The following is a 16,542-nucleotide window of genomic DNA, read 5'->3' on the forward strand; positions in this document are numbered from 1 at the left end:
GGTGTCAACGCCAACCACTACCATGCAGTGGTTGACGACCGACGACACGGGAGACGCATGGGCCTGCTGGACAACTTCGAGCGAGGGTTGGAACGCGCCGTCAACGGCGCGTTCGCGAAGACCTTCCGCTCCGGGGTGCAGCCCGTCGAGATCTCGAGCGCCCTGCGGCGCGAGCTCGACACGAAGGCTGCAGTGGTCTCCCGCGAGCGCATCCTCGTGCCGAACGAGTTCACCGTGCGCCTGGCACCGCCGGACTGCACGCGCATGAACGACGTCGGTCGCCCGCTCATCGACGAACTGACCCAGATGGTGCACCAACACGCCGTCGCGCAGAACTACTCGTTCTCCGGCCCGGTCACCATCCGGCTCCAGCAGGACGGCACGCTCTCGACGGGCATCCTGCAGGTCGACTCCACCACCGTGCAGCGCGACGTGGCCTGGGTCCCGGTGCTCGACATCGGCTCGCAGCGACACCGACTGCACCGCGGGCGCACGGTGATCGGGCGCGGCAGCGACGCCGACATCACCATCGCGGACACCGGGACGAGCCGGAAGCACGTCGAGGTGCTGTGGGACGGCAAGCACGCCCAGGCCACCGATCTCGGCTCCACGAACGGCTCGAAGCTGAACGGTCAGCACTTCCAGCAGGCGATCGTGGAGCCGGACTCCACCATCGAGATCGGTCGTACCCGTATGGTGTTCCGGGTGATCCCGGAGAACGACGGAGGTGCTCGATGACCACAGGCCTGACCCTGCTCGTCCTGCGCTTCGCGTTCCTCGCGGTGCTCTGGCTGTTCGTGTTCGTGATCGTGTTCGCCCTGCGCAGCGATCTCTTCGGCCAGCGCGTCCGCACGATCCCGACCGATCCCAAGTCGGCGCCGTCCGGACCGAGCACCCCCACCGTCCCGGCTGCGGCGGCCCCCGGCCCCGCCTCGAGCGGTGCGTTCACCGACGTGATCGGGCAACCCGGTGGTGCGCAACGGCCCGCCTCGCCGGCAGCGTCCCGCCTGGTCATCACCGAGGGTGCGCGCGAGGGCATGGAGATGCCCCTGGGTGGCGGCCCCATCACGATCGGACGGTCGAGCGAGTCGAACGTCGTGATCCGTGACGACTACACCTCGACCAACCACGCCCGCCTCGACCTCCGCGCCGACGGCTGGCTCCTCACCGACCTCGAGTCCACGAACGGCACCTTCGTCAACGGTCAGAAGGTGAGCGCTCCCGTCCTCGTGGCAGAGGGCACGCCCATCACGATCGGGACGACGACGTTCGAGCTGCGGCGGTAACCCGGCATGACCGCTCGCACGCTGAGCGCCGCTGTGTCCCACGTGGGGCGCATCCGCGCGAACAACCAGGACTCCGGCTACGCCGGGGCGCACCTGTTCGCGGTGGCGGACGGCATGGGCGGCCACGCCGGCGGTGACGTCGCCTCGGCGATCGCGATCCGGCGCATCCGCGAGGTCGACCGCGAGTTCCCGTCGGCGCACGACGCCGAGTTCGCGCTGCAGTCGGCCCTCATCGCGGCGAACCAGCTGATCACCGAGACCGTGTTCGAGCACCAGGAGCTCACCGGCATGGGCACCACGGTGTCCGCGATGATCCGCGTCGGCGAGCAGATCGCGATCGCACACATCGGCGACTCCCGCATCTACCGTCACCGCGACGGCGAGCTGCAGCAGATCACGTCCGACCACACCTTCGTCCAGCGGCTCGTCGACAGCGGCCGGATCACGCCGGAGGAAGCCGCGGTCCACCCGCGTCGCTCCGTGCTGATGCGCGTGCTCGGTGACGTCGACGCAGCACCCGAGGTCGACACGGCGATCATGGACATCCAGCCGGGCGACCGCTGGCTGCTCTGCTCCGACGGCCTGTCCTCGTACCTGGCCGAAGAGCGCATCCGCCACGCCCTCGCCTCGAACATGGACGCCAACCAGGTCACGCAGCGCCTGGTGAAGGAGACGCTCGACCACGGCGCCCCCGACAACGTCACCGTCGTGGTGATGGACGTCACGGACACCGAACCCGAGGACGACGACGACGCGGCCACCACGGTCGGCTCCGCTGCGGCACCGCTCACCTTCGAGGCGTCGACCGGCCGCAAGCCGATCCGCCTCCCCACGATCCTGCTGCACCCGCTCAAGGTCACCACCGCGCCCGAGGACTCGCACTTCGAGCCCGAGTCCGACCAGTTCTTCGCCGAGCTCATCGCCGAGGACCGCCGTCGCCGCATCCGCCGTCGGGTGTCCTGGACCGTCGCGCTCGTGGTCGCGGTCGCCGTGCTCGTCGGCGCGGTGTTCGTCGGCTGGCGGATCACGCAGGACCACTACTACGTCGGCACCGACCGCGGCACCGTCGCGATCTACAAGGGCGTGCAGCAGTCGATCGGGCCGTTGGCCTTGTCCGACGTGTACGAGGACACCGACATCACGGTCTCGTCGCTGCCGGACTACACCCGCGAGAACGTCCGCTCGACGATCAACGCGCAGTCCCTCACCGACGCCCGTGACATCGTCGACCGCCTGCGCAAGGCCGCCGCGACCGGCGAGGACCAGGCCGGTACCGGTGGGGACGGCGACGCCAGCTCGTCACCGTCGCCCTCGCCGACCCGATCGCCGTCGCCGAGCCCGACGCGGAGCCCGCGATGAGCAACGCCACGGCCGCCCAGTCCTTCACCCAGGCGATCACGATCAAGCTCCGGGAGCCCGCCCGCGCGCGGAACCTCGAGCTCTTCCTGCTCGTCATCGCGTGCGGCATCTGCGCGGGTGCGATGGTGCTCGTGCAGCTCGGCACCAAGGGCCGGCTGTTCGACCAGTCGGTGCTCTGGGTCGGCGGCGGCATCCTCGGGCTCGCACTCGTCATGCACGTCGTGCTGCGGGTCGTGGCGAAGAACGCCGACCCCTTCATCCTGCCGATCGCGCTCGTCCTGAACGGCATCGGCATCGCCGAGATCTACCGCATCGACGTCCACAACGGCCTGTCCGGCTGGGACGCCATCGGCGTGAAGCAGATCGTCTGGACGATGCTCGCGATGGTCCTGGCGATCATCACGCTCGTCGCCGTCCGCAACCACCGGTTCCTGCAGCGGTACCGCTACATCTTCATGGCGCTGACGATCGTCCTGCTGCTCCTGCCGATGCTGCCGGGCATCGGCACGAACATCGGTGGCGCGCGGGTCTGGATCAAGATCGGCCCGTTCTCGTTCCAGCCCGGTGAACTCGCGAAGATCACCATGGCGCTGTTCTTCGCCGGGTACCTCGTCACCGCCCGTGACTCGCTGTCGATCGTCGGCAAGAAGTTCCTCGGCATGACGTTCCCGCGTGCCCGTGACCTCGGTCCGATCCTGGTGATGTGGGGCGCCGCGATGGCCGTCCTCGTGTTCCAGCGCGACCTCGGCACCGCCCTGCTGTACTTCGGCCTGTTCCTCGTGATGATCTACGTCGCCACGGCACGCATCAGCTGGGTCGCGATCGGTCTCACGCTGTTCATCGGCGGCGCCCTCGTCGCACAGAGCGTCCTGGAGTACGTGCGCGGCCGCTTCGAACAGTGGCTCGACCCGTTCAACCAAGAGGTCTTCAGCCGCGACACCCAGGCGAGCTACCAGCTCGTGCAGGGCCTGTTCGGGTTCGCGAACGGCGGGATCACCGGAACCGGGCTCGGGCAGGGTAGGCCGTACATCACGCCGGTCGCCAACGCCGACTACATCGTCGCGTCGCTCGGTGAGGAGCTCGGCCTGATCGGCGTCTTCGCGATCCTCGCCCTCTTCATCGTGTTCGCATCGCGTGGCATCCGCGTCGGGTTCATGGCGCAGGACGACTTCGGCAAGCTGCTCGGTGTCGGCTTCGGCTTCATCATCGCCCTGCAGGTGTTCGTGGTCGTCGGCGGCATCACCCGGATCATCCCGGTGACGGGCCTGACGACGCCGTTCATGGCCGCCGGTGGTTCGTCACTCATCGCCAACTGGATCATCGCCGCGATGCTGCTGCGCCTGACCGACTCGATCCCCGCCGAACAGCGTGTCCAGCAGGGCGCGCTGCCCGCCGCGAGCGGGCGGACCAGGAAGGAGCGTCGTCGATGAACCGACAGCTCCGCGGTGTCTCGACCGTCATCGTGCTCATGTTCGTCGCACTCTTCGTGTCGACGACGTCGATCCAGTTCTTCGCAGCCGACTCGTTGCGCGCCGACTCCCGGAACTCCCGAACCATCTTGGACAGTTACTCAACCAAGCGTGGCGCGATCCTCGTCGACGGCAGCCCGATCGCCGAGTCGACCCCGGTGGACGACCAGTACCAGTACCAGCGGAAGTACACGAACGGCGACCTGTACTCGGCGGTGACCGGGTACTTCACGATCGGGCAGGGCAACACCGGCATCGAGAGCGCGGAGAACACCGTGCTGTCGGGCAACTCCGACGCCTCGTTCTTCCAGAACCTCAACTCGATCCTCACCGGCCAGGACGTCCAGGGCGACAACGTCAACCTGACCATCGACCCCGACGTGCAACAGGCCGCGTACGACGCACTCGGCACCAACAGCGGTGCCGTCGTCGCGATCCAGCCGAAGACCGGCAAGATCCTCGCGATGGTCTCGAAGCCGAGCTACGACCCGAACTCGCTCACCTCGCACGACACGGCCGAGGTGAAGCGGCAGTACGACGCCCTGCTCGGCGCCGACACCGCCCCGTTGCAGAACCGCGCCATCGGCGGTGACCTGTACACACCCGGGTCGGTGTTCAAGCTCGTGGTGGCCTCCGCGGCACTCGAGGGCGGCAAGTACAACCTCGACTCCACGTTCCCGAACCCGTCGCGACTGCAGCTACCGGGGACGAGCTCGTACATCAACAACGCCGAGGGTGGCACCTGCGGCGGTGGCGACAAGGTCAAACTCCGCACGGCCATCCAGTACTCCTGCAACATCCCCTTCGCGGAACTCGGCCAGAAGCTCGGGTACGACGCGATCAAGAGCATGGCCGACAAGTACGGCTTCGGCGACGCGATCGAGGTCCCGATGGCTGCCACCGCGAGCCAGTACCCCGACGTCGACTCGACGGCCCAGCTCATGCTGAGCGCCTTCGGCCAGGCCAGCGTCCGGGTCTCCCCGCTGCAGATGGCGATGGTGTCGGCCGGCATCGCGAACGGCGGCAAGGTCATGCAGCCGTCGCTCATCGACTCGATCACCACGAGCGACCTGAAGACGGTCGAGTCCTTCTCCCCGAAGCAGTACAGTGATCCGCTGTCACCCTCCGAGTCCGCTGACCTCACCGAGGCCATGCAGAGCGTCGTGAACGCGGGGACCGGTACCAATGCCAAGATCGACGGTGTCGACGTCGCCGGCAAGACCGGCACGGCCGAAGGTGGCACCGGCGATCCTTACACGCTCTGGTTCACGGGGTTCGCCCCCGCCAAGGACCCGGAGGTCGCCGTGGCGGTTGTCGTCGGCAACGGCGGCGGGCTCGGGCAGTCCGGAGTAGGCAACACGGTCGCGGCCCCGGTCGCGAAGAAAGTCATGGAGGCGGTGCTGAACAAATGAGACCCACCAGCGGACTCACCTTCGGTGGGCGGTACCAGCTCTCCTCCCGGGTCGCCATCGGCGGCATGGGTGAGGTGTGGCAGGCGACCGACCTCGTCATCGGCCGAACCGTCGCACTCAAGATCCTCAAGGACGAGTACCTCGGTGACCCCGGCTTCCTCGAGCGCTTCCGCGCCGAGGCCCGGCACGCTGCCCTCGTCAACCACGAGGGCATCGCCAACGTCTTCGACTACGGCGAGGAGGACGGCAGCGCCTACCTCGTGATGGAGCTCGTCCCCGGCGAGGCCCTGTCGACCATGATCGAGCGCGAGCACACGCTCCCGGTCGACAAGGTTCTCGACATCGTCGCGCAGACCGCGAACGCCCTGCAGGCCGCGCACGCGGTCGGCCTGGTGCACCGCGACATCAAGCCCGGCAACCTGCTCATCACGCCCGACGGGCGCGTCAAGATCACCGACTTCGGCATCGCGCGCATCGCCGACCAGGTCCCGCTCACCGCGACTGGTCAGGTGATGGGCACGGTGCAGTACCTGTCGCCCGAGCAGGCGAGCGGCCACCCCGCCTCGCCGTCGACCGACATCTACTCGCTCGGCATCGTCGCGTACGAGGCCCTGGCGGGTCGTCGTCCGTTCACCGGCGAGTCGCAGGTCGCGATCGCGATGGCACACATCAACGAGCAGCCGCCGCCGCTGCCCGGGGACATCCCGGAGCCCGTATCGGCCCTGGTCATCTCGTGCATCGCGAAGAAGCCGGCCGACCGTCCCGCGACGGCCGCCAACCTCGCCCGTGCAGCACAGGCGCTGCGTCGTGGTGACGTCGCCGCAGCCACCGTGGCCGTCCCCGCGATCGCGCAGAACGGCACCGTCGCGTTCAACCCGCCGCAGGGCCAGGGGAACGACGCCGCGACCGCACTCATCGGCACCCAGGCCGGCGCGGTGGCCGGCGGCCCGGGCACCCCCGGCTCGCCCGTCTCCGACGATTCCGAGGAGCCGAAGAAGAAGCGCGCCTGGATCTGGTGGGTCGTCGGTGTCGTCGTCGTGCTCGCCATCGCAGCCGTCATCGGAGCCGTCGCCCTGAACGGTGCAGGCGATCCGGACCCCGCTCCGACGAAGAGCTCGAGTTCCCCGAAACCGAGCCGGACCCCGACGCCGACGCCGACCTCCACCCCCTCACCGAGCCGGGTGACGGTGTCCCTGGCGGACTACACCGGCGTGCAGGCGACGGACGCCCAGGCGCGCCTGCAGCAGCTCGGGCTCGAGGCGACGATCGTCGACGGAGACCCGGCTGCCAACGCCGGTCAGGTCGGCACGGTGCAGTCGCTCGACCCCACCGGCAACCTCGAACCCGGCACGCTCGTGACCATCAAGGCGTACACCGCGGTGCCGACCGTCACGACCGCGCCCGATGCCCCGACCGCCGGGACGGTCTCGTCGGACGGCAAGGTGACGTTCTCGTGGAACGCCTTCACGGCGTGCCCGGCCGGCCACTCGTTGAGCGGGTACAACTACACGATCAACAACGGCACCGACGGGAAGAACCAGTCCACCGGCACCGTGACCACGACCTCGATCGAGGTCACCGGCGCCGAACCGGGCACGATCTCGCTCTCGTACACGGCGAAGTGCGGCGACCTGACCTCGCCGAGCTCGTCCACCACGAGCGCCACGTGGGAGGCCACCGACGAGCCGACCACCGACCCGACCGAGGGCAACAACCCCAGCCAGGGTCCGCAGGACCCGAACTGAACGCCCCCCGGACGGGGACTGTCGACACCGTTCGGTAACGGTTCGGTCGAGCGCGCGGTGACCAGCCTCCCACCAGGTGGGGCTGCCGTACACTAGCCCGGACCGACAGACGGAGGAGTACGTGCCAGAAGGTGTGACCGCGGGGATCACGCTCCTCGCGAATCGCTACGAGATCGGTGACGTCATCGGTCGAGGCGGCATGGCGACCGTGCACCTCGGCAACGACACCCGCCTCGGCCGCAAGGTCGCGGTGAAGCTCCTCAAGCCGAGCCTCGCGAACGACCCGGTCTTCCGCACGCGGTTCCGCCAGGAAGCCCAGGCCGCTGCGCGCATGGCACACCCGACCGTCGTCCGCGTCTACGACGCCGGCGAAGAGACGGTGTCCGAGCCGTCGGGTGCCGAGGTGCAGGTCCCCTTCATCGTGATGGAGTACGTCGAGGGGCGGCCGCTCTCCGACATCATCGCCGAGGGTGCCGTCGCCCCGGACGAGGCCGTTCGCATCACCGAGGGCATCCTCACGGCGCTCGAGTACTCGCACCGGGCGGGCGTCGTGCACCGCGACATCAAGCCGGCCAACGTGATGGTCACGCACAGCGGCCAGGTCAAGGTCATGGACTTCGGCATCGCGCGGGCCATCACCGACACCTCGGCCACGGTCGCGCAGACCACGTCGATCCTCGGTACCGCGTCGTACTTCTCCCCGGAGCAGGCCCGCGGCGAGACCGTGGACGCCCGGACCGACCTGTACTCGACCGGCGTCGTGCTCTTCGAGCTCCTCACCGGTCGCGCGCCGTTCCTCGGTGACACGCCGGTCGCGGTCGCGTACCAGCACGTCAGCGAGCAGCCCGTCGCGCCGTCCACCATCACCCCCGCGGTCTCCCCGGCGCTCGACGCGGTCACACTCCACGCCCTCGTCAAGGACCGCACCCGCCGGTTCCAGAACGCCGCCGAGTTCCGCTCGGATCTGCAGCAGGCCGCAGCCGGACACGTCCCGGCATCGACGAAGAAGTTGCAGCAGAACGCCGCGAACGACGCCTCGACGGTGTTGTTCGGGGTTGATCCGCGCATGACCTCGAACGCCGCGTCGGCCTTCCGTGAGCTCGACGACGACACCGCCGAACACCGTCCGCAGCGCACGCAGAACCGCCCGCCCGTCGCGTGGATCTGGGTCGGCGTCCTGCTGACGGTCGCCGTCGTCGTCGGGGTCGTCTTCTTCGTGGCGAACCTGCAGCCGGGCAAGCCGCCGGTGTCGTCCTCGGTCTCGGTGCCGAACGTCGCCGGGTTGTCCTACGACGCCGCCGCCGCCGCGTTGGAGAAGCGCGACCTGAAGGCGGTCCAGGTCGAGGAGAACTCCGACGACGTCGACAAGGGAACGGTCATCCGCACCGACCCTGGTTCAGGGATCAACGTCGGACGCAGCCAGAGCGTGAACGTCATCGTGTCCTCGGGTCCGGAACCCGTTGCCATCCCCGAGCTGAGCGGCCAGTCACAGGCAGCAGCACAGCAGGCGTTGGACAGTGCGGGCTTCACGCTCGGCGCCATCACGTCCGGGTACTCGCCCGATGTCCCCTCCGGCACCGTGATGAGCTCCGACCCGGCGTCAGGCTCGATCCAGACCAAGGGCTCCGCGGTGAACCTCACCGTCTCCAACGGCAAGGTGCAGCTGCCGAACGTGACGAACCAGCCGTACACCGAAGCCAAGGCGTCCCTCGAGCAACTCGGATTGACGGTCGCTCCGGCGCCGTCGAACTCGTGCACGGGCGGCCTGGTCACCCAGCAGAGCACCCCGCAGGGCGACATCGCCCAGGGCAGCACCGTCACCTTGGCCTACTGCGCGGCACCGAACGAGCCGGCGAAGAACCCGACCCCGAGCGGCGACAAGGGCGACCGCGGCGGTGACGGTGACGACGGACGCTGATCCGTCCGCCGCGCCCACGACCGGTCAGACGGCAGAGCCCCGAGCGTGATCGCCAGGTCCGCGTACGGCGGACAGGTGCGTCAGGCGCGGTGCGTGGCGATGAGTGGCCCGAGGTCAGCGGCGCGCGCAGCGGCTCCGGTCAGGCCGGTGGTCTCGAGCCAGTTGCCGACCATGCGGTAGCCGCCCTCGGTCAGGACCGACTCCGGGTGGAACTGCACGCCGAACACGGGGTGCGCACGGTGCTGGACGCCCATGATGACCCCGCCCTCGGTGCGCGCGGTGACGGTGAGCTCGTCGGGGACGGTGCCGTCGACGATGGCGAGCGAGTGGTAGCGCGTGGCCGTGAAGGGGTGCGGGACACCGGCGAAGAGCGCGCTGTCGTCGTGGTCGACCTCGGAGGTCTTGCCGTGCATGAGCTCCTCGGCGTGCGTCACCGTGGCACCGAGGGCCTCAGCGATGGCCTGGTGCCCCAGGCAGACACCCAGCAGGGGGGTCTCGGCAGCGATGGCCGCGTGCACCGTGGGGATCGAGACGCCCGCAGCCGCTGGCGTTCCCGGACCCGGGGACAGGAGCACGCCGTCGTACTCGGCGATCCGGTCGGCGATCTCGGACTCGGGGAAGGCATCGTTGCGCACGACGTCGGTCTCGGCGCCGAGCTGCTGCACGTACCCGTTGAGCGTGTAGACGAAGCTGTCGTAGTTGTCGACGACGAGGATCCTGGTCATGGCGGTTCACCGTACTCGTGGGGGATGTGTGCGGCGGTCCGCGGGCCGATCCACACACGTGGTCACGGTAGGATACCGGCCATGGCCAAGGACAAGGACCGCACCAAGCCCGCCCGGACGACCCGAGCTGACTCGGTCGACACCGCCGGGGACGCCCCGAACCCGGTGTGGTTCAAGCCGGTCATGTTCGGCTTCATGCTCATCGGTCTGGTGTGGGTGATCGTCTTCTACATCTCGAACGCCACGCTGCCGGTTCCGAGCCTCGGCTCGTGGAACATCGTGATCGGCTTCGGCATCATGTTCGTCGGCTTCCTCATGACCACCCGGTGGCGCTGACCCCCAGCCCGCTGTTCTCTCGACGCCCGTCGCACCGCAAGGTGCGGCGGGCGTTGTCGTTCTCCACAAGGTCGAGCACCAGAGGAACGCAGATCCTCGATGATCCGGCCGTTCTCCACACTTTTCCCCACTCTCCACACGATCATCCACACCCCCACCCCGGAGTTATCCACAGCTGAGTCCACAGTGGGGATAATCACACTGGTGTAACTCACCGACTTCTCCACACCTGTGGAAAACTCCCGGGGACGCTGTGGAGAGCTGTGGATGAGCAGGAGCGGGTGCCCTGGGAACGACGAACGCCCCGCCGCAGTGCGACGGGGCGTTCGAGGGGATCTGTCAGACGCCCCACACGCCGAGGCCACCGATGCTGATGAACGCTGCGTAGATCGCCAGGATCAGCACGACGGCCTCGGCGATCAAGAGTCCGGCTTGCAGCCCTCGCTTCCGCACGTTGCGCGTCTTCGAGAACACGTACCCGGTCACGAAGCCGATGACGATCCCACCGACGTGCGCTTGCCACGAGATCTGTGTCCCGGGCAGGAACCCGATGAGGAGGTTGAGGCCCATCACCACGAGCAGCTGGACCGCGTTGTAGCCCAAGCTGCGCTGGATGATGAAGAACGCAGCGAACAGACCGAAGATCGCTCCGGAGGCACCGACCACCGGCGTCCCGGGAGTCAGCCACGCCACGGCGAGATCACCGCCCAGTCCCGCGAGGAAGTAGAGGGCGAGGAACCGCCACGTCCCGAGCATGTTCTCGAGGATCCGTCCGAAGATGAAGACGGCGAACATGTTGAAGGCGATGTGCAGGAACGACGAGTGCACGAACAACCCGGTCACGAGTCGCCACGGCTGCGTGCCGATGGCCGGCGTGTAGAAGGCGAGCCAACTCGTGAGCGCCCGCCCGCTCACCTGGTCGAGCAGCCAGATGACGACCGAGATCGCGATGATGACGACCGTGGCCTTCTGGTCGAGCATGGCGAAGCGCCGCCGAGCGACCGTGAACCCACTCGGGGCTCCGGACGCTCGGCGGTTCGCTGCGAACTGTGCGCGCTGTTCACGAACGCACTCCGGGCAGTGCACCCCGACCGCCGCCGGCGTCTGGCACTCCGGGCAGATCGTCCGCCCACAGCGCTGGCAGAGGACGAAGCTCTGCCGGTCCGGATGCCGGTAGCAGGTGTTGTTCGGGTTGTACGCCTGGTCGGTCACGTGAGGGTCAGACGCCTTCGACGTCGATGCTCTGGATGACGACGTCCTCGACGGGCTTGTCGCGACCGTCGGTCGGAACACCCTCGATCGCGTCGACGACCGCGCGGGACTCGTCGTCGGCGACCTCACCGAAGATGGTGTGCTTGCCCTGCAGCCACGGCGTCGCCACCGTGGTGATGAAGAACTGCGAGCCGTTGGTGCCGCGGCCGCCCTGGATGCCGGCGTTCGCCATGGCGAAGATGTAGGGGTTCTGGAACGTGAGCTCCGGGGAGATCTCGTCGTCGAAGCGGTAACCCGGGCCACCGATGCCCTGGCCGAGCGGGTCGCCGCCCTGGATCATGAAGTCCTTGATGATGCGGTGGAAGATCACGCCGTCGTAGAGCTTGTCGGTCGAGACCTTGCCCGTGCCGGGGTGGGTCCACTCCTGCTGGCCCGTGGCGAGGTCGACGAAGTTCTTGACGGTCTTCGGTGCGTGGTTGCCGAACAGGTTGACGCGGATGTCGCCCTTGTTGGTGTGGATCGTTGCGACAGCGGTGTGCAGAGACATGTTCCGATTCTCGCATGTACTCCTGACCGCGGACGGATTGCACAGCTGCGGTTCCGTGACCTGTCAGGCAGTGTGGTGGCAGGATGGGGGCACGCCGATCCGATGGAGGTACCAGATGACGACGATCGAGATCCCGCGAAAGCGTCGGAAGCAGATCAAGAAGCTCAAGGGCCAGACCGCCTCGCTCCTCGGCGAGCAGCGCAAGGTCCTCGAGCACGCGAACGCGATCCTGGCTGAGGCCCGGTCGAACGCCGCGGACGCAGCTCGCAAGGACATCGCACCCCGCGTGCAGAACGCGATCGACAACGGGATCCGTCCCGCGTTCGCAACCGGCGTGCACGCTGCCACCTCGGCAGCGCAGAGCGCTTCGCACAAGTTCCAGTCCGAGGTGGTCCCCGGACTCGTCTCGACCGCTGGTTCGGTGCTCAGCGTGACCGATCTCGCGAAGGACCCCCGGGTCAAGAAGATCGTGAAGAACGCGCAGAAGAAGAGCAAGAGCGCGAAGAAGGCCGCTGCGAAGTACGTCCCGTCGCAGCAGAAGAAGGGTCTCGGCTTCGGCGGAGTCGCACTCATCATCGTCGGCGTCGTCGCCGTCGCCGGTGCTGCGTACGCCGCGTACCAGACGCTCCGCGCCGACGACGACCTGTGGGTCGCCGACGACGCCGACACGGCGGAGAAGCCCGCCGCCTGACCTCCCGGTTCGTACGAAGGGCCCCGGCTGTTGCCGGGGCCCTTCGTCGGTCCCGGGCCTGGCATGCGTACACCAGCACCACATGCCCTGAACGCGCCCACCCACCGGCCTGGAGGCCCGCGCTGGCCTGGCCCCGCGCCTCCCGTCCGGCACTGATCGCGCAATGCGCGGGCGCGACGCCGGGTGGTCGTAACCTGTCGCCCACTCGGCCCGCAGACGACACTTCGTGCCACCACGCCGCCGCGCACGCGGCATGTCGTGACCACTCAACGAAGACGGCAGCGCATGGCGAGCCCGGCCGTCGCATGGCGGACCCAGCCACCGCGGAGCGGCGCCGAAGGCACGGAGACAAGCACGACGACCGGGCTCCCCGCGACGATCGCGCCGCAGGGGCGGCGGCGCGCACGGGCACAGAACGAAGCCCCTGGGCAGACGACGAAGTCGGCAACCAGGGGCTGATGCGAGTGGAGCCTGGGAGAATCGAACTCCCGACATCCTGCTTGCAAAGCAGGCGCTCTACCAACTGAGCTAAGGCCCCGAGTGCCACCGAGGTGCTCGGCGACGGGATGGAATTGTCGTGCTGTTCCGGAGAACTGGTGGGGCTACAAGGACTTGAACCTTGGACCTCTTCGTTATCAGCGAAGCGCTCTAACCGCCTGAGCTATAGCCCCTCAGACCGGATGAAAGCCTACCGTACGATCCCGCCGGAACGAAATCGAGCAGTGGGCCCATCCGACCCGGGTGTGTCAGTTGTTCGTGAAGCCCACGAGCAGACCGCCCGTGATCCGCACACTGAGGTTGTAGAGCACGCTCACGATGGCGCCGAGCACGGTGCCGACGACCACGTTGAGGATGCCCACGACGATGGAGAACCCGAGGACCTGGCCCAGCGAGAACTGGTCCATGATCGAGTAACTGTTCTGTCCGGTGACGTCCTTCAACAGGGCGTCGACCTGGGTGAACACACCCGTCTGGTTCAGGATGACCCACACCAGTGCCGTGGCGACCACGATCACGATGCTGCCGGCCAGGGCGATGAGGAAGCTCAGCTTCACCATCGACCAGAAGTCGACGTAGACCAGCCGCAACCGCACCTGGCGGGTGCCGACGGGTCGCTTCGCCTTCTTCTGGAGCTTCTCGGCGACACTACTCATTGCTTGACTGGTCCTCTCCGGCCTCGTCTGCGACGGGCTCGGTGTCGATGGGATCAGTGGAATCCGGGGCCGCTTCGGCAGGGCTGACCGTCTCCACCGGGCCCGCGGGCTCGATCTCGGCGTCGTCCTGGTCGTCCAGGTTCCGCTCGGTGTTCCGGGCCACCGCGATGATCCGGTCGTTCTCCGCAAACCTCGCGAAGACGACGCCCATCGTGTCACGGCCCTTGGCAGGGACCTCGGCCACGGCAGACCTTACCACCTTGCCCGATTGCAGCACGACGAGCACCTCGTCGTCCTCGCCGACGATGAGAGCGCCCACAAGGTCGCCGCGGTCGACCGCCAACTTGGCCACCTTGATGCCCAGACCACCACGGCCCTGCACGCGGTACTGGTCGACCGCGGTGCGCTTGGCGTAGCCGCCCTCGGTCATCACCCAGACGAAGCCGTCGTCGGACACGACCCGGGCTGCGAGCAGGGAGTCGCCGTCGCGGAAGGACATGCCCTTCACGCCCGAGGTCGAGCGACCCATCGGACGCAGGGTGTCGTTCGTCGCCGTGAACCGGAGCGACATGCCCTGGCGGGACACCAGGAGCAGGTCGTCGTGCTCGTCGACGAGCAGCGCCTGGCGGAGCTTGTCGCCGTCGCGCAGGTTGATCGCGATGATGCCGCCAGTGCGGTTCGTGTCGTACTCGGTGAGCGCGGTCTTCTTCACCAGGCCGTGCTCGGTCGCGAGGACCAGGTACTGCGCAACCTCGTAGTCGCGGATGTCCAGCACCTGCTGGATCTGCTCGTCGGGCTGCATCGCGAGCAGGTTCGCGACGTGCTGGCCCTTCGCGTCGCGGCCGGCTTCCTGCAGCTCGTACGCCTTCGCGCGGTAGACCCGGCCCTGGTCGGTGAGGAACAGGAGCCAGTGGTGCGTCGTCGTGACGAAGAAGTGCTCGACGATGTCGTCGGCGCGGAGCTGGGCGCCACGGACACCTCGGCCACCGCGGTGCTGCGAGCGGTACTGGTCGCTGCGCGTGCGCTTGACGTAGCCACCGCGGGTGATGGTGACGACCATCTCCTCTTCGGGGATCAGGTCTTCCATCGACATGTCGCCGTCGTAGCCGAACATGATCTCGGTCCGGCGGTCGTCGCCGAAGCGGTCGACGATCTCGCTCAGCTCGTCGCGGATGATCGAGCGCTGACGGCTCTCCGACCCGAGGATGTCCTGGAAGTCGGCGATCTTGCGCTCGAGCTCTTCGGCCTCGTCGTGGATCTTCTGACGCTCGAGGGCGGCGAGACGACGGAGCTGCAGCTCGAGGATCGCGCGCGCCTGGATCTCGTCGACGGACAGCAGGTCCATCAGGCCGGTGCGCGCCTCTTCGACGTCGGGCGAGCGACGGATGAGCGCGATGACCTCGTCGAGGGCGTCGAGCGCGGCCAGGTAGCCGCGCAGGATGTGGGCGCGCTTCTCGGCCTCGCGCAGACGGAACTGCGTCCGGCGGACGATGACGTCGACCTGGTGCGCGACCCACGCCGAGATGAAGCCGTCGAGCGGCAGGGTGCGGGGCACCCCGTCGACGATCGCGAGCATGTTCGCGCCGAAGTTCTCCTGCAGCTGGGTGTGCTTGTACAGGTTGTTCAGCACGACCTTGGCGACGGCGTCGCGCTTCAGCACGATCACCAGGCGCTGCCCGGTGCGGCCGGAGGTCTCGTCACGGATGTCGGCGACACCGGCGAGCTTGCCGTCCTTGACGAGCTCGGCGATCTTGATCGCCAGGTTGTCCGGGTTGACCTGGTACGGCAGCTCGGTGACGACGAGGCAGGTGCGACCCTGGATCTCCTCCACCGAGACGACGGCACGCATCGTGATCGAGCCACGGCCGGTGCGGTAGGCGTCCTGGATGCCCTTGGTGCCGAGCACCTGCGCACCGGTCGGGAAGTCCGGGCCCTTGATGCGCTGCATGAGCGCGGCGAGCAGCTCTTCGCGGGTGGCGTCGGGGTTGTCGAGCGCCCACTTGGCACCCTCGGCGACCTCGCGCAGGTTGTGCGGAGGGATGTTCGTGGCCATGCCGACCGCGATGCCGACCGAGCCGTTGACGAGCAGGTTCGGGAACCGGGCCGGCAGGATCGCCGGCTCCTGGGTGCGGCCGTCGTAGTTGTCCTGGAAGTCGACGGTGTCCTCGTCGATGTCGCGGACCATCTCGAGCGCGAGGGGCGCCATCTTCGTCTCGGTGTACCGCGGGGCGGCGGCGCCGTCGTTGCCCGGCGAACCGAAGTTCCCCTGGCCGAGCGCGAGCGGGTACCGGAGCGACCACGGCTGCACCAGGCGGACGAGGGCGTCGTAGATCGCCGAGTCACCGTGCGGGTGGAACTGGCCCATGACGTCACCGACGACGCGGGAGCACTTCGAGAACGCACGGTCCGGGCGGTAGCCGCCGTCGAACATCGCGTAGATCACACGGCGGTGCACCGGCTTGAGGCCGTCGCGGACCTCCGGCAGGGCACGACCGACGATGACCGACATCGCGTAGTCGAGGTACGAGCGCTGCATCTCGAGCTGCAGGTCGACCTGCGAGATGCGGTCACCGGAGACGACGATGTCCCCGCTGTCGCCGTGGACGATCTCGGGCAGCTCGTCGGCGCCGTTCTCGTTGTCGTCAGCCATGTGGCTTCGTTCCCTTTCTGGACAGCCTGGAGGCTGTG

General features: G+C 68.1%; 14 protein-coding genes and 2 tRNA genes. 9 read left to right on the plus strand and 7 right to left on the minus strand.

The window, feature by feature from the left end:
• Positions 1-57: 57 nt before the first annotated feature.
• The 7 genes from HQQ79_RS03835 to pknB all read left to right on the plus strand — a co-directional run bounded on the left by HQQ79_RS03835 (position 58) and on the right by pknB (position 9,189).
• Positions 58-738: a DUF3662 and FHA domain-containing protein gene (locus tag HQQ79_RS03835; RefSeq protein WP_138802202.1), complete on the plus strand. Its 681-nt coding sequence runs from the start codon at positions 58-60 to the stop codon at positions 736-738.
• Complete coding sequence (locus HQQ79_RS03840) at positions 735-1,286, plus strand: FHA domain-containing protein (protein ID WP_110861913.1); 552 nt, start codon at positions 735-737, stop codon at positions 1,284-1,286. The genes HQQ79_RS03835 and HQQ79_RS03840 overlap by 4 nt, the downstream gene beginning before the upstream one ends.
• 6 nt (positions 1,287-1,292) lie before the next feature.
• Positions 1,293-2,645, plus strand: a complete 1,353-nt coding sequence (locus HQQ79_RS03845) for a Stp1/IreP family PP2C-type Ser/Thr phosphatase (protein ID WP_071248673.1) — start codon at positions 1,293-1,295, stop codon at positions 2,643-2,645.
• The gene (locus HQQ79_RS03850) at positions 2,642-4,075 is read left to right on the plus strand and encodes an FtsW/RodA/SpoVE family cell cycle protein (RefSeq protein WP_027466931.1); all 1,434 of its coding nucleotides are present in this window, start codon (positions 2,642-2,644) and stop codon (positions 4,073-4,075) included. The genes HQQ79_RS03845 and HQQ79_RS03850 overlap by 4 nt, the downstream gene beginning before the upstream one ends.
• Positions 4,072-5,526: a penicillin-binding protein 2 gene (locus HQQ79_RS03855; protein WP_027466930.1), complete on the plus strand. Its 1,455-nt coding sequence runs from the start codon at positions 4,072-4,074 to the stop codon at positions 5,524-5,526. Before HQQ79_RS03850 ends, HQQ79_RS03855 begins: the two co-directional genes overlap by 4 nt.
• On the plus strand, positions 5,523-7,271 hold the full coding sequence (locus HQQ79_RS03860; RefSeq protein ID WP_173032558.1) for a serine/threonine-protein kinase: 1,749 nt from the start codon (positions 5,523-5,525) through the stop codon (positions 7,269-7,271). The genes HQQ79_RS03855 and HQQ79_RS03860 overlap by 4 nt, the downstream gene beginning before the upstream one ends.
• Before the next feature lie 121 nt (positions 7,272-7,392).
• On the plus strand, positions 7,393-9,189 hold the full coding sequence (gene pknB / locus HQQ79_RS03865; RefSeq protein ID WP_301602450.1) for a Stk1 family PASTA domain-containing Ser/Thr kinase: 1,797 nt from the start codon (positions 7,393-7,395) through the stop codon (positions 9,187-9,189).
• Positions 9,190-9,269: 80 nt separating this feature from the next.
• On the opposite strand, the gene HQQ79_RS03870 is transcribed toward pknB, so the two are convergent.
• The gene (locus tag HQQ79_RS03870) at positions 9,270-9,914 is read right to left on the minus strand and encodes an aminodeoxychorismate/anthranilate synthase component II (RefSeq protein ID WP_111057335.1); all 645 of its coding nucleotides are present in this window, start codon (positions 9,912-9,914) and stop codon (positions 9,270-9,272) included.
• A gap of 81 nt (positions 9,915-9,995) precedes the next feature.
• On the opposite strand from HQQ79_RS03870, the gene HQQ79_RS03875 reads away from it, so the two are divergent.
• Entirely contained in the window at positions 9,996-10,250 is a 255-nt protein-coding gene (locus tag HQQ79_RS03875; RefSeq protein ID WP_027466926.1) for a cell division protein CrgA, read from the plus strand.
• A 339-nt stretch (positions 10,251-10,589) separates the two neighbouring features.
• On the opposite strand, the gene HQQ79_RS03880 is transcribed toward HQQ79_RS03875, so the two are convergent.
• The gene (locus tag HQQ79_RS03880) at positions 10,590-11,231 is read right to left on the minus strand and encodes a rhomboid family intramembrane serine protease (RefSeq protein WP_254066060.1); all 642 of its coding nucleotides are present in this window, start codon (positions 11,229-11,231) and stop codon (positions 10,590-10,592) included.
• Between the two features lie 238 nt (positions 11,232-11,469).
• The gene (locus tag HQQ79_RS03885) at positions 11,470-12,009 is read right to left on the minus strand and encodes a peptidylprolyl isomerase (protein ID WP_027466924.1); all 540 of its coding nucleotides are present in this window, start codon (positions 12,007-12,009) and stop codon (positions 11,470-11,472) included.
• 115 nt (positions 12,010-12,124) lie between these two features.
• Between HQQ79_RS03885 and HQQ79_RS03890 the strand changes: the two genes are divergently transcribed.
• On the plus strand, positions 12,125-12,700 hold the full coding sequence (locus HQQ79_RS03890; protein ID WP_051597033.1) for a hypothetical protein: 576 nt from the start codon (positions 12,125-12,127) through the stop codon (positions 12,698-12,700).
• Positions 12,701-13,165: 465 nt separating this feature from the next.
• Here HQQ79_RS03890 and HQQ79_RS03895 read toward each other — a convergent pair.
• The 4 genes from HQQ79_RS03895 to gyrA form a co-directional block, all read right to left on the minus strand.
• A tRNA-Ala gene (locus tag HQQ79_RS03895) sits at positions 13,166-13,238 on the minus strand.
• Between the two features lie 56 nt (positions 13,239-13,294).
• Positions 13,295-13,371, minus strand: a tRNA-Ile gene (locus HQQ79_RS03900).
• A gap of 75 nt (positions 13,372-13,446) precedes the next feature.
• On the minus strand, positions 13,447-13,854 hold the full coding sequence (locus HQQ79_RS03905; RefSeq protein WP_027466922.1) for a DUF3566 domain-containing protein: 408 nt from the start codon (positions 13,852-13,854) through the stop codon (positions 13,447-13,449).
• Positions 13,847-16,504 (minus strand): DNA gyrase subunit A, encoded by a 2,658-nt coding sequence (gene gyrA / locus HQQ79_RS03910; RefSeq protein ID WP_138802195.1) that lies wholly within the window; start codon positions 16,502-16,504, stop codon positions 13,847-13,849. Before gyrA ends, HQQ79_RS03905 begins: the two co-directional genes overlap by 8 nt.
• Positions 16,505-16,542 lie beyond the last annotated feature (38 nt).

This window comes from Curtobacterium sp. VKM Ac-2852 (assembly GCF_013205045.1).
Lineage (GTDB): Bacteria > Actinomycetota > Actinomycetes > Actinomycetales > Microbacteriaceae > Curtobacterium > Curtobacterium flaccumfaciens.

Excerpts from the sequence above, each read along its gene's own strand:
- HQQ79_RS03835 (WP_138802202.1), top strand. The coding sequence starts at position 58 with ATGGGCCTGCTGGACAACTTCGAGCGAGGGTTGGAACGCGCCGTCAAC.
- HQQ79_RS03840 (WP_110861913.1), top strand. The coding sequence starts at position 735 with ATGACCACAGGCCTGACCCTGCTCGTCCTGCGCTTCGCGTTCCTCGCG.
- HQQ79_RS03845 (WP_071248673.1), top strand. The coding sequence starts at position 1,293 with ATGACCGCTCGCACGCTGAGCGCCGCTGTGTCCCACGTGGGGCGCATC.
- HQQ79_RS03850 (WP_027466931.1), top strand. The coding sequence starts at position 2,642 with ATGAGCAACGCCACGGCCGCCCAGTCCTTCACCCAGGCGATCACGATC.
- HQQ79_RS03855 (WP_027466930.1), top strand. The coding sequence starts at position 4,072 with ATGAACCGACAGCTCCGCGGTGTCTCGACCGTCATCGTGCTCATGTTC.
- HQQ79_RS03860 (WP_173032558.1), top strand. The coding sequence starts at position 5,523 with ATGAGACCCACCAGCGGACTCACCTTCGGTGGGCGGTACCAGCTCTCC.
- HQQ79_RS03870 (WP_111057335.1), bottom strand. The coding sequence starts at position 9,914 with ATGACCAGGATCCTCGTCGTCGACAACTACGACAGCTTCGTCTACACG.
- HQQ79_RS03875 (WP_027466926.1), top strand. The coding sequence starts at position 9,996 with ATGGCCAAGGACAAGGACCGCACCAAGCCCGCCCGGACGACCCGAGCT.
- HQQ79_RS03880 (WP_254066060.1), bottom strand. The coding sequence starts at position 11,231 with ATGCTCGACCAGAAGGCCACGGTCGTCATCATCGCGATCTCGGTCGTC.
- HQQ79_RS03885 (WP_027466924.1), bottom strand. The coding sequence starts at position 12,009 with ATGTCTCTGCACACCGCTGTCGCAACGATCCACACCAACAAGGGCGAC.
- HQQ79_RS03890 (WP_051597033.1), top strand. The coding sequence starts at position 12,125 with ATGACGACGATCGAGATCCCGCGAAAGCGTCGGAAGCAGATCAAGAAG.
- HQQ79_RS03905 (WP_027466922.1), bottom strand. The coding sequence starts at position 13,854 with ATGAGTAGTGTCGCCGAGAAGCTCCAGAAGAAGGCGAAGCGACCCGTC.
- gyrA (WP_138802195.1), bottom strand. The coding sequence starts at position 16,504 with ATGGCTGACGACAACGAGAACGGCGCCGACGAGCTGCCCGAGATCGTC.